Origin of the sequence: Clostridium sp. (assembly GCF_016650035.1) — a bacterium.
Lineage (GTDB): Bacteria > Bacillota > Clostridia > Clostridiales > Clostridiaceae > Clostridium_AD.
Window position 1 is genome coordinate 1 of record NZ_JAENWM010000002.1, and the last position, 12,176, is coordinate 12,176.

The window sequence follows — 12,176 nt, forward strand, 5'->3', positions numbered from 1 at the left end:
TACTGAATTTAAGAAACTTATTAGAAAACAGTATAACTATATAAAGAAAATTGCAAAAGAAGGATTTTATTAAAAAACAAGCTTCACAACATTGATGTGGAGCTTGTTTTTTAGGATACGGTAGGTGTTCCATCGCTTACCTTTTAATTGTGCTAAAGTGATGTTTTGGTTTACAATATATATAATAAGAGGGGGGGACTTTGTGAATATTTTAATTGTTGAGGATGAACAGGATATAAGAGAACTTCTAGAAATTCACTTATCAAAAGAAGGGTACGAAATGTTTACAGCAGAGGATGGTATGGAGGCATTAGATATATTCCAAAATAAAGATATAGACATTGCACTACTTGATGTTATGATTCCTAAAATAGATGGGTTTATGGTTCTTAAAAAGATCAGAGAAACTAGTGAAATACCAGTAATTTTTATAACCGCAAGAGAAGAAGAGGCGGATAAAATCCGTGGGCTTGGACTCGGCGCAGATGATTATGTAATAAAACCTTTTAGTCCTACTGAAATAACTGCAAGAGTTAAGGCTCAGTTAAGACGGTATTATAAATATTCAAATAAAACGCATAAAACATGTATAATAATTGGAGAACTTATGTTGGATAAGGAAAGCTGTTGTATTTATAAAAACAATGTAGAGCTAGATTTAAATCCAAAGGAATATAGGTTACTAGAGTTTATTATTGAGAACCCAGGAAAGGTATATACTAAAAAGCAGCTATATGAGATAGTTTGGCAAAATCCATATTATGGCGACTCTAACACGATTATGGTACATATAAGTCATATTAGAGAAAAGATTGAAGCTGATCCTAAAGATCCTATATATTTGAAAACAATAAGGGGTATAGGGTATAAAATGGAGAATAAACATGATTGATAAAAATAAAGTTAATAAACTAGTTTCGCATTTCAAAAGCAAAAAAATGGCTACTCAATTGTTCGGAAATTATATTTTATTTCTAGTTATTTTAATTGGCATATTTATGCTAGCTATTGGGGCACTATTGCTTTATATTTCTATCAATAACAAGGATGCACCAACAGTTAATACAACAGCAGATTATATTATAAGGGAAGAATATAAGGATATTAATGTTTCTAATGTTATGAAGTACAAGGGCTTTGTTGAAGTAATTGATATAAATTTAGTGGTTATTATGGAAAGTGGAAGTAAACATGAAGTAGGGTTTAAATATACACTTCAATATTTTCATGATATGGTTACTAATAATTTAAAAGATGATTATTTTTATTCTAGTAAATATGGGGATAACAAAGATTTCATTTTGATTACAGCAATGCCTAACAACATTTATGACACTTATACTTGGGGACTTGAACATATAGAACTTCTAAGAGAGGTAAGTAAAGCAAAACAAACCAGAATTACTTTTCTGAAAATATTTCCCTTTATAATATTCATATTTTCGCTATCTACAATGATACTTTACTCTAAACTTACATCAAGGATTTTTGTTAAACCCTTAAAAAAACTTTTACAAGGAGTTAATACTTTAAAAAGCGGCGAATATTCAGCTCGGGTTGAAATTAATTCATTAAATGAAATAGGTCAATTAAAAGATGCTGTTAATCTAATGGCAGAAAAGATACAACAAGAAATCACCCTAAAGGAAAAATCAGAGCAAAACAGGAAAAGAATAATTCTTGATGTATCTCATGATTTAAAAAATCCATTAACGAGTATATTAGGATATTCAGAACTTTTATTAGAAAATGGTGATATTTTATCTGAAGATAGAAATAAGTTGCTAAGGGTTATCAATAATAATAGTAAAAGGGCAAATGATTTAATTCAAGATCTTTTTGAACTTTCACGCGTTGAAAGCATAGAATACAAATTAGATATAAAAAAACAAGATATAGGTGAATTTTTAAGAGAACTTATAGCAGGCTATGTACCCATGATGGAGCAAAATGGAGTGGAATATGAAGTTGATATTACAGAGGATGAAGTAGAACTTTCTTTTGATAGAAAAAACTTAGATAGAGCCTTAAGTAACATTATATTAAACAGTATTAAATATAATAGTGCAGGAATTACTATTAACGTGAAGCTTTTAATAGAAGACGGTATGACTTTAATTATTATTGAAGATGATGGAGTAGGAATACCTAAGGATCTTCAAGAAAATATTTTTGAACCTTTTGTTCGCGTAGACGCTACAAGGAACTCCAAAACAGGTGGTACAGGGCTTGGCCTTGCAATCTCAAAGGCCATAATTGAAAAGCATGGAGGAAGTATCTATTTAAAGTCGGACATAGGGAAAGGTTGCAAATTTATAATCACATTAAAGGAGAACGAAAATGCGTGATAAATATGTTCTTTCTATAGATTGCGGAACACAAAGTATAAGAGCATTAATTATCCATTCCTATATGATTATAATTCATAATCCTATGTATTTGGGGTATAATTGAAGTATGGTTGTAAAATTAGTGATACAATAATTAGGATTGAAGGGGGTAATAAAATGTTAAAAAGGATTAAAGTTAATTTAGAAGCAGTGGAAGCAATGCACTATTTTTGGCAGGCTGCTAAGGAAAAAGACAATATAGCAGAAAAGTTTTTTTATGATGTAGCACAAATGGAAGCTTTATCTTGCGCTTATGATGAGGAATTTAATGCTGAATCAGTAAGAAGAGCCTTGAGTGCAATAAAGAATAGAGAACCTTTTGTTGGGAACAAAAAAGAGTTAAAGTTCTGGAGCAACAATATGTGGATGATGGAGGACTTAGAATACACAAATGCAATGATTCAACCCTTAAAAAAACTTAATCTAGACAATATGGTAGAAAAATTAAAGGATGCTTTGGGTGAAAGTAAATATGATGAATTAGAGGTGATATTCTCTCCACTACATTCAGATGAATATTTAATTACTTCGAACAAATTAGTGATTAATTTCTTTAGAGTAAAACCGGATTTTGTAGAGGATAAAATATATATTGCGGACAAAGATATCAATGAATACATAGAAGAAAAGCTGAATTTATTAATTAGTAAATAAGATATATAATAACCAACATAGAGCTAATATAATGTTGGTTATTGTTCAGTATACAAGTATACTGTTCATTATACAAGTATACTGTTCATTATACAAAGTATACTGTTCATTATTTAAAGGATAAAGGAGAAGAAAATTTGGATAGATCAAAACAATTAGGTGAAGAAAATATAGGGAAGCTACTTATGAAGTTCTCTATTCCTGCAATTGTAGGAATGCTAGTAAATGCTCTATATAATATTGTAGATAGAATATTTATAGGACGGGTAGATACACTTGCTTTATCGGGGGTTACAATTACATTTCCCATTTCTATTATAATTATGGCTTTTGGAATGTTAGTAGGGATTGGGGCTGCTGCACTAATATCTATAAGGCTTGGACAACAGAAAAAAGAAGCAGCAGAACATATTTTAGGCAACGCCTTCACCTTAATTATTATAATTTCACTTATAGTGACTATTTTGGGACTTATATTTTTACAACCAATGTTATTAAAATTTGGGGCTAGTAAAGCTACCTTGCCTTATGCAAAGCAGTACATAACAATAATACTTATAGGAACAGTCTTTCAAAGTGTAGGATTTGGACTAAACAATATAATACGAGCTGAAGGTAACCCACGAATAGCTATGTTTACCATGTTAATTGGTGGGATTTTAAATACAATTTTGGATCCGATTTTTATCTTTGTTTTACACATGGGAACAAAAGGAGCTGCAATAGCTACTGTTATTTCTCAAATTGTAAACACTATATGGGTATTACATTATTTCCTTTACGGGAAAAGTGTATTAAAAATATGTTATAAAAATCTAAAGTTAGATATTAAGGTTGTAAAGAGCATTTTTGCTATAGGGATGTCTCCATTTTTAATGCAACTTGCTGCAAGTCTTGTAACTATTATTTCTAATAAAAGTTTAGTTAAATATGGTGGGGATGTGTCACTTGGAGCTATGGGAGCTATTATGAGTATCGCAATGCTAGTGTTAATGCCTATATTTGGAATTAACCAAGGGTCTCAACCCATAATTGGTTATAATTATGGGGCAAAAAGATATGATCGTGTTAAGCATGCTCTAAAACTTGCCATACTTGCAGCTACAACCATTACTACAACTGGATTTATAATAATACAATTATTCCCGGAACAACTTATAAACATATTCAGTAATGATCCAGCGTTAATAGCAGTAGGGGCCCAGGGAATTAGAATATATCTATTTATGCTTCCTGTAATAGGCTTTCAAATAGTTAGTTCAAATTATTTCCAAGCTGTAGGTAAAGCTAATATATCTATATTTTTAGGACTCAGTAGACAGGTTATAATCCTTATACCATTATTATTTATTTTACCGAGATTTTTTGACTTAAATGGTGTATGGGCTTCAGCACCTAGTTCGGATGTAATATCTTCAATTTTAACCGCGGTGTTCTTATTTGTAGAGATTAGACATTTAAATAAATTACATGGCGAAGATAAGGACATAATTATATAGTGCATATTTAGAAAAACAAAACTAAAAAATAGTGAGACTGGTCCAAGAGGTCCAATTAATCTCACTATTTTTTATATTGTGCAAATAATAATGGTTTTAGTATTTTACTTTTTATAAGCAGGGTTATGGAGCTTTTTTTCAAGATTCTTTATGCGATTTTCTATTTTTTTTAATGCATTACAATAATCTAACAGTGAGTCATCAATGTGATGATTAGTTTTGAAAATTGTGTACAATTCTCTTCCCATATCTTTGTAGAGTTCTTCCATACTGTTTTCTTCAGAATGAATTTTATACTTGATTTTAGATGTTTCAAGGAAGTCTTCAGATTTGTTTGATAGTTTTTCTAAACTATTACTTATTGAATCTTTAAATTTGTTAAAATCAGGTGCAGAAGGCATACAATCGCTCCTTTCTATTTAGAAATTGAAAAATATTTATACAAGATAAATTCCCGCATAGTAGTATAAATTTTTCTTTTTATGTTATAATTTAAGGTAAATAGATAGCCTTAATAACATAATATTTACGGTAACCTGTAAATGTGACTAAGAAATATAGTCACATTAAATATTTGTATACTTTTCAAATAAAGTGTATGTTTAATTATTAAATTTAATATGGTGGTGATATTGTGAACAATAAAGAAAAGCCAATAGGATTTTTTGACTCGGGAGTGGGTGGAATAAGTGTGTTAAAGGAATCTCTTATAGTACTTCCAAATGAGGATTTTGTATATTTTGGGGATTCAATAAATGCGCCATATGGAACTAAAGATGTAAATGAAGTTAAAGAATTAACTTTTAATGCAGTAGATTTCCTTTTGAGTAAAGGTGTGAAAGCAGTAGTAATTGCTTGTAATACGGCCACTAGTGCAGCGATAGACGCGCTTCGATCAAAGTACAAGGGCATACCTATAATTGGTATAGAACCAGCACTAAAGCCAGCTGTAGAAATAAGTTTAGGTAAAAGTGTAATAATTATGGCTACTCCCATGACTTTGGCTGAAAAGAAGTTTAAAGGTTTAATGGTGAAGTATAATAAGAAAGTTGATATAATATCTATGCCTTGTGCAGGTCTTGTTGAACTTATTGAAAATGGGATTGTAGAGGGGGAGCAAATCAATAGCTACCTAAAAGACAAGTTAAAGGATTTTATGTATTTAGATATAGCATCTATAGTACTAGGATGCACTCACTATCCTTTTATAAAAAATGAATTAACTAAAGTTGTTGGTGATAAAACTATTATAATAGACGGAAGTGTAGGTACGGCAAACCAACTAAAAAGACAACTTATTAAAAGTGATCTTTTAAATGAAAAGAAAACAAAGGGGATAATAACTATATATAGTTCGGATACCAGCAATAATATGATAGATTTAAGCTATAAATTATTAAATAAAAACTTACTTTAAAACATATATTATGCATGTGAAAACAGTCTGAACCTAGTTTTGTAGGGTTAGACTGATTTTTTGTTTCTAGGGTTACGTTTTAAGGGTTCATATAAAAAAGTTTATATAATTAATTATAGCAATATCATCACTATCAGAATAAACTGAATTAGGCATTCTAAAAAAACAAACAATGATACTTATCGGTTATTTTTTTTAATGCTTTAAGCAAAAAAACTGAGGAAATAAGGTGATGAGATGAGAGTATTTAAATTAAAAAAAAATGACGAACATCACATAGCGCATGATATATTTGATTTAAAAATTCAAGAGAAGAGAAAAATTAATTGTATAATTCTAAGCAATCCGGTGAATAGTAATTGTTTATGTGTGATAAATCATTTAGTATGTAAATCTGTAGAAAATAAAAATATTGCTCAGCTAATCATTGCAAGCGAATATAAACAGTTAAAAGATATAACCACCTTTGGTAGTATAGATGTTGGCTATGAATATGATGGAGTAGAGAGCCGTGAGAACTTAGTAATAGATATATTTAATATTGGTATAAATCAAGAGGTAGATATGCTATACGAAAATTTTTTAATAATACTTCCAGGAGGAAATATTCATATAAAATTCGAGGAACCTCAAGAAAAATTGATTTTGGAAATGAGCATTGAGCAGCAGGTTATTTAGTTCATTCTTAGTCAAAAAGAATAACTAGCAGAGATACTAGTTATTCTTTAGTTATTTTTTTAGATGATTAAATGTATAATTTGCATATAAAAAATATAAAATGTGATATAATTTATAATGAATACATAATAAAAGGAGAGATAATTATATGAATCCAATAGTAACAATTAATATGGAAAATGGTAAAGTTATAAAAGCGGAATTGTACCCAGAAGTGGCACCTAACACAGTGAACAATTTTATTAGCCTTATAAATAAAGGGTTTTACAATGGAATTACTTTTCACAGAGTAATACCAGGATTTATGATTCAAGGTGGATGTCCTGAAGGAACAGGTGTAGGTGGCCCAGGATATTCAATAAAGGGTGAGTTTTCTTCTAATAAATTTAAAAATGATTTGAAGCATTCAACTGGTGTTTTATCAATGGCTAGATCTAATGATTCAAATTCAGCAGGAAGTCAGTTCTTTCTTATGGTAGCTGATTCTAATCATTTAGATGGAAGTTATGCAGGGTTTGGTAAAGTAACTGAGGGCATGGAGAATGCTTTAGAAATAGCTAAGACTGAAAGGGATTTTAGGGATAAACCACGTGAAGAACAAAAGATAGAAAGTATGACAGTTGATACTTTTGGCGAAGAGTACGGTGAACCACAAAAAATGTAATATAGTCATTTAATCGTTCAGAAACATTAAATTCGAATAAATTTTTTAAGTGTAAAGGGGGAGAGAGTATGAATTATATTAATGAAAAGCTTATCCTTGCATATGGATTAACCCAAGAGGAAGAGGGGAAACTTAATAGTGTACTGTTAAAGCAAAACATACTACCCTGCAAAGTAATTCAGAAAAATATGGGCAACGCAACAATTGAAGAAATATTGTTAAGCTCAGAAATTAAAGAAAGTAAAATAGAATTACCTCTTGAAAAATTGCTCTTATTTAACAATTATAAAGACACGGAACTATATGATTTAATTGATAATATAAGAGAGACTAAAAGTGCTAGCACTATACTGGCTGCGGTAACGCCAACATCTATGAAATGGACGGTTGGTTACCTTTTAGAGCATTTAATAGAGGAAAGAGATGCATATAAAATAAAGAAATAACAAAATATGAATCTTCTGCTATATGCAGAAGATTCATATTTTATAGAAAAATATAAATAATAGTTGGATTTATAGGATGCTTACAATGAATATTAACTGGAAAGGCGGAGAGTTATGAGCAGAATAGGAGATAAGATTAAACAGGTAAGAGAATCAAAAGCAGTAAGCCAGAAAAACCTAGCTAAAAAAATTGGGGTTTCTGAAAGTTTTATTAATGATATTGAGATGGGTAAAAAAGTTATAAATGAAAAATTTATAGAAAAAATATCTAAAATTTTAGGCGAAGAAATTGGAGATACTTCTGTAGCTTTTCAATCTGATGACCACGAAGAAGAAGGAAAACCAAGGCTTGAAAGACCAAGCGTGCAAAACGTAAAAGAAGTTTGGAATGATGCTTTTAGCTCAGTTTTGAAAGATGTGGCTATTTATAAATATGACTTGATTAAATCTATAGGCATAAAACAAATGCCCATAATATCAAACAAAATAGATGGGTATGCTCAAGATAAAGTATTGTTTTTAGAGATAGAAAATGATGATATGCTTGGGTTTAGAATTTGTAGTGGAGATATTGCTTTTGCTCATTTGACACACGAAATAGAAAATAATGCTATTTCACTTGTGGATTATAATGGAGAAAGAGTATTAAGACAAATAAAGAAATTGGATAGTAATAAAATACTATTAATAAGTAATAAAGCGTCATTAAGAACTGAGACAGTTAATCATAAGGAAATTGTGGTAATTGCAAGACTAGACAGAGTAGAGTTTAAGTTATAATATTATTAACAAAACACTATTCATATTTTATAGTATACTATAAACTTTAGGGGGCTATTGGTTATAATACTAACTTAGCAATTTTAATAGCTAAAAATTAACAAGGGACAAAATGAGGGGGATTAACATAATGAAAGGCACAGTAGTAGCAACATGGATGAAAACTTGTAGGAAGCTTTATGGTGATGGTGTAGTTGATAATGCAATGGAATCAGTGGGATGGAGTGCGCATAAAATATTTTTACCAGCAGAGAACATAGATGATGGACAGGTTAAAAATATAATAGGTAGTATATCAAAAGAACAAAATATATCCCTTGAAAAATTGTGGAGAAGCATAGGAAAAGATAATATAACAGCTTTCCATAGAGATTTTCCTGCATTTTTTCAGACTGAAAATGTATATTCATTTTTAAAATCCCTATTTGATATACATGTAGTAATGACAAAAAAAATTGATGGAGCTAAACCGCCACTTGTGGGTATAAAACCTATTTCAAGACGGGAGGCAATATTTACTTATAATTCTAAGAGGGCAATGTTTGATTATTTTTTAGGACTTTTAGATGGAACTTGTGAGTATTTCAATGAGAAAATTGAAATACAGCAAATAGAAAAAACTTCAGATAGTATGAGTTTAAAACTTACATTTGATAAAGATATTTATTATAAAAAAATATATAAAATTAATAAAATGCTATCTTTAGGGTTTATTAAGAAGGTGCCTTTTAAAGTAGGTATAGTTACTTTTATTATATCTTTACTTGGAGCTGTAGTTCTAATGACAGGTGAAAATATAGTAAAAGTATTAGGTTTTGCTACATTATCTGGAGCAGGTTCAAGCCTTGCATCTTTTATAATGGGGAGACCTATGAGCCTAATTTTACAAACTATAGACCAAATAAGTAGTAATAATTATGTTGAAGATGGAGATATAGTAACTGGGGATGAGTATGAAGAACTATATATAAAACTTAAGGAATATAAAAAAGTATTTAGAGCAGATTTTGTTGAGTTTAAAGGCGTAACTGATGAGATGGATACATTCGCTGAAAACATTAATAAAATCTCCAGTATTATGAACAATACTTCTGAAGATATATCAGGAGTAGTGGATCAAATGGCAAACTGTTCGGTAAGCCAAGCAGAGAACACTGAAAATGCTGTTTTAATTTTAAATGATAATATAAGGGCACTTAGGGATATTGTTAAAAATGAAAACAATAACAAAGATGAATTAGAAAAGGCTATTGTAAAGATCAATAATAGCTATGAAAACGTTGATAGTACAAGTAAAAATATACTTGGAACATTAGAGAAATTTCAAGAGGTTAAGGATAATGGCATTAGTTTAGAAACAAAGGCTCATGATATAACAAATATAGTATCAATTGTTTCCCAAATTTCTGAACAAACAAATCTTCTGGCTTTAAATGCGTCTATTGAAGCTGCACGTGCAGGTGAGCAAGGTAGGGGATTTGCTGTAGTTGCTGACGAGGTTAGAAAGCTTGCAGAACAGTCGAAGAGTGCGGTAGAAGAAATTAATACTAATCTAATCGAATTTGTTAAGGATATAAATTTACTTGTTGTTAAAATTGGTGACCAGTATGATATTCTTCAAAACGAAACAAAAGGCCTAGAAGAGGTAAGAGATATAAGCTACGAGGCTACAATGTCTGTTAGAATAGTTTCTACATCAATGATAAATACTATAAATGATTTAGATAGAGAAGCTGAATCTATTTCAAATATATATGAAACAATAGAGTCTTTAGCAGCAATTGCTGAAGAGAGCTCTGCATCTTCAGAAGAGGTAAGTGCAAGTGTTGGAAGTTATACCAGTGAAATAAAGAAACTTATTAATAATATATATGAATTTAAAAGGATAACAAGTTCATTTAAAAATGAACTTAGAAAATATAAAATATAGCTTTTGTTAGAGCTATTAGGGGGTCACAAATGGAACAATTACAAAAGAAAGTCTTTGCTCACGAATGGAAGGATATTATGAAACGTGGTTTGTGGGGACTAAGCATACCATTAATAAGTTTGACCTATCCAATGTTAAATCAATATAGAGGAAGTACTAACTCAGTGTTTACATTTGTGGATAAGTTTATACCTTTTAATAGGTTCTTCATATTACCATATGTATCTTGGTATGCATTTATTGCAATTTTCTTGGCTATTTTATGTGTATTAGATAAAGAAAGGTATTTAAAACTTCTTATAACTATAAATATAGGCATGATTACATGCTATGTAATTTATTTCTTTTATCCAACATATGTTCCAAGACCCATAATAACAGGCAGTGATTTCTTAAGCAATTTAGTTTCTAATTTATATGCTGCGGATAATCCTTATAACGCTTTCCCAAGTATTCATGTTTTGAATTCCGCATTAATAGCTTTTTATATTTATAAATCAGAAAAGGTTAATAAACTTACTAAAATAATTTGCGTTATTATGGCTACATCCATAATTATATCTACTATGTTTATAAAACAGCATTATTTTGCTGATGTGGCGGTAGGCATAATATTCGCTTGTGTATTATATTTTTCCTTTAAGAATATAAATTTTAATATTGATGAAGATAAATCTACTACATATGTAGAATAATTATTATCTAAAAAATCCTCATGACTTTAATCATGGGGATTTTTTATTTTTATGAAACTTTATAATTTCCATTTTTACACTTCGCTTAGATCAAATTCTGGTACGAAAGCTTTAGAGGAAGTTCCACTTTCTTGGATAAAACATTTTGTGATACCTAAGTTTAAGCAATAGTTAATTAAAGCATCGTAATGATCATGATTTAAAGGTTTGCTTATTTCAAGATATTTATATGATTCATGCATAGGAGTATACTGATTCATTAGGCTAATATACACTGAATTATTAAAAGTATTATATATAAAATCTATTATTTTTTTAGAGTCAAATAATAAGCCAGGTAGCATTAAGTGCCTAATTATTACGCCCCTTTGAATAATCCCGGTGCTATCGAATTTGACTTCGCCTACTTGGGAAACCATTTCAGTAATAGCCTTCCTAGCTGTATTAAAATAATCAGGGGCACCGGAATATTTAAGTGCATATTTATCTTTATAATATTTTAAGTCTGGCAAATAAACATCAATAAATCCTCTAAGAGACTTAATGGTATCCACATTTTCATATCCATTTGAATTATAGAGAATAGGAATATTAAGTCCCTTATCTTTAGCAAGCTTTAAAGCTTCAATTATCTGGGGTACATAGTGAGTAGGTGTAACTAAATTTATATTGTGGGCTCCTTTTTTCTGTTGCTCTAAAAAAATTTCACTAAGTCTTTTAATAGATATTATCTTTCCAATACCTTCATTACTTATTCTATGATTTTGACAAAACACACATTTTAAATTGCAATTAGAGAAAAATACAGTGCCAGAGCCAAGTAGCCCTGAAACACAGGGCTCTTCCCACTGGTGCAAGGTAACTTTAGCTATTTTTATATCCACAGAAGATCGGCAAAAGCCTAATTCTCCATCTAATCTATTAACATTACATTTCCTAGGACATAGATTACATTTTTTTAGCAGACTTAAAAAAGATGAATCATTTAATTCTTCTGTATCACTATTAATCATTGGTATCTCC

The 12,176-nt window shown here is 29.9% G+C and carries 13 protein-coding genes; 11 read left to right on the forward strand and 2 right to left on the reverse strand.

The window, feature by feature from the left end; genetic code table 11:
- Positions 1-202: 202 nt before the first annotated feature.
- The 4 genes from JJD95_RS00555 to JJD95_RS00570 all read left to right on the forward strand — a co-directional run bounded on the left by JJD95_RS00555 (position 203) and on the right by JJD95_RS00570 (position 4,543).
- Entirely contained in the window at positions 203-892 is a 690-nt protein-coding gene (locus JJD95_RS00555; protein ID WP_291639284.1) for a response regulator transcription factor, read from the forward strand.
- The gene (locus JJD95_RS00560; protein ID WP_291639286.1) at positions 885-2,348 is read left to right on the forward strand and encodes a HAMP domain-containing sensor histidine kinase; all 1,464 of its coding nucleotides are present in this window, start codon (positions 885-887) and stop codon (positions 2,346-2,348) included. Before JJD95_RS00555 ends, JJD95_RS00560 begins: the two co-directional genes overlap by 8 nt.
- A 159-nt stretch (positions 2,349-2,507) precedes the next feature.
- Positions 2,508-3,044 carry a hypothetical protein gene (locus tag JJD95_RS00565; protein WP_291639288.1) on the forward strand — a complete coding sequence of 179 codons (537 nt, stop codon included), beginning with the start codon at positions 2,508-2,510 and terminating at the stop codon, positions 3,042-3,044.
- Between the two features lie 137 nt (positions 3,045-3,181).
- A complete protein-coding gene (locus JJD95_RS00570) occupies positions 3,182-4,543 on the forward strand; it encodes an MATE family efflux transporter (protein ID WP_291639290.1) in 1,362 nt (453 codons plus the stop codon).
- Between the two features lie 104 nt (positions 4,544-4,647).
- Here JJD95_RS00570 and JJD95_RS00575 read toward each other — a convergent pair whose 3' ends face one another.
- Entirely contained in the window at positions 4,648-4,944 is a 297-nt protein-coding gene (locus JJD95_RS00575) for a hypothetical protein (RefSeq protein WP_291639292.1), read from the reverse strand.
- A 233-nt stretch (positions 4,945-5,177) separates the two neighbouring features.
- Between JJD95_RS00575 and murI the strand changes: the two genes are divergently transcribed.
- The 7 genes from murI (at position 5,178) to JJD95_RS00610 (ending at position 11,153) form a co-directional block, all read left to right on the forward strand.
- Positions 5,178-5,960, forward strand: coding sequence for a glutamate racemase (murI, locus tag JJD95_RS00580; RefSeq protein ID WP_291639293.1), 783 nt, complete (start codon positions 5,178-5,180; stop codon positions 5,958-5,960).
- 237 nt (positions 5,961-6,197) lie between these two features.
- Entirely contained in the window at positions 6,198-6,638 is a 441-nt protein-coding gene (locus JJD95_RS00585) for a hypothetical protein (protein WP_291639295.1), read from the forward strand.
- A gap of 148 nt (positions 6,639-6,786) precedes the next feature.
- Positions 6,787-7,302, forward strand: coding sequence for a peptidylprolyl isomerase (locus JJD95_RS00590; protein ID WP_291639297.1), 516 nt, complete (start codon positions 6,787-6,789; stop codon positions 7,300-7,302).
- A 68-nt stretch (positions 7,303-7,370) separates the two neighbouring features.
- Complete coding sequence (locus tag JJD95_RS00595; RefSeq protein WP_291639299.1) at positions 7,371-7,748, forward strand: DUF3783 domain-containing protein; 378 nt, start codon at positions 7,371-7,373, stop codon at positions 7,746-7,748.
- Positions 7,749-7,862: 114 nt separating this feature from the next.
- Complete coding sequence (locus JJD95_RS00600; RefSeq protein ID WP_291639301.1) at positions 7,863-8,528, forward strand: S24 family peptidase; 666 nt, start codon at positions 7,863-7,865, stop codon at positions 8,526-8,528.
- Positions 8,529-8,658: 130 nt separating this feature from the next.
- Positions 8,659-10,458: a heme NO-binding domain-containing protein gene (locus JJD95_RS00605; protein WP_291639302.1), complete on the forward strand. Its 1,800-nt coding sequence runs from the start codon at positions 8,659-8,661 to the stop codon at positions 10,456-10,458.
- 29 nt (positions 10,459-10,487) lie between these two features.
- Positions 10,488-11,153 (forward strand): phosphatase PAP2 family protein, encoded by a 666-nt coding sequence (locus tag JJD95_RS00610; RefSeq protein WP_291639304.1) that lies wholly within the window; start codon positions 10,488-10,490, stop codon positions 11,151-11,153.
- 74 nt (positions 11,154-11,227) lie between these two features.
- Here the strand turns inward: JJD95_RS00610 and JJD95_RS00615 are convergent, their stop codons facing one another.
- Positions 11,228-12,166, reverse strand: a complete 939-nt coding sequence (locus JJD95_RS00615; RefSeq protein ID WP_291639306.1) for a radical SAM protein — start codon at positions 12,164-12,166, stop codon at positions 11,228-11,230.
- Between the last annotated feature and the right edge of the window lie 10 nt (positions 12,167-12,176).

Excerpts from the sequence above, each read along its gene's own strand:
- JJD95_RS00560 (WP_291639286.1), top strand. The coding sequence starts at position 885 with ATGATTGATAAAAATAAAGTTAATAAACTAGTTTCGCATTTCAAAAGC.
- JJD95_RS00565 (WP_291639288.1), top strand. The coding sequence starts at position 2,508 with ATGTTAAAAAGGATTAAAGTTAATTTAGAAGCAGTGGAAGCAATGCAC.
- JJD95_RS00575 (WP_291639292.1), bottom strand. The coding sequence starts at position 4,944 with ATGCCTTCTGCACCTGATTTTAACAAATTTAAAGATTCAATAAGTAAT.
- JJD95_RS00585 (WP_291639295.1), top strand. The coding sequence starts at position 6,198 with ATGAGAGTATTTAAATTAAAAAAAAATGACGAACATCACATAGCGCAT.
- JJD95_RS00590 (WP_291639297.1), top strand. The coding sequence starts at position 6,787 with ATGAATCCAATAGTAACAATTAATATGGAAAATGGTAAAGTTATAAAA.
- JJD95_RS00595 (WP_291639299.1), top strand. The coding sequence starts at position 7,371 with ATGAATTATATTAATGAAAAGCTTATCCTTGCATATGGATTAACCCAA.
- JJD95_RS00600 (WP_291639301.1), top strand. The coding sequence starts at position 7,863 with ATGAGCAGAATAGGAGATAAGATTAAACAGGTAAGAGAATCAAAAGCA.
- JJD95_RS00605 (WP_291639302.1), top strand. The coding sequence starts at position 8,659 with ATGAAAGGCACAGTAGTAGCAACATGGATGAAAACTTGTAGGAAGCTT.
- JJD95_RS00610 (WP_291639304.1), top strand. The coding sequence starts at position 10,488 with ATGGAACAATTACAAAAGAAAGTCTTTGCTCACGAATGGAAGGATATT.
- JJD95_RS00615 (WP_291639306.1), bottom strand. The coding sequence starts at position 12,166 with ATGATTAATAGTGATACAGAAGAATTAAATGATTCATCTTTTTTAAGT.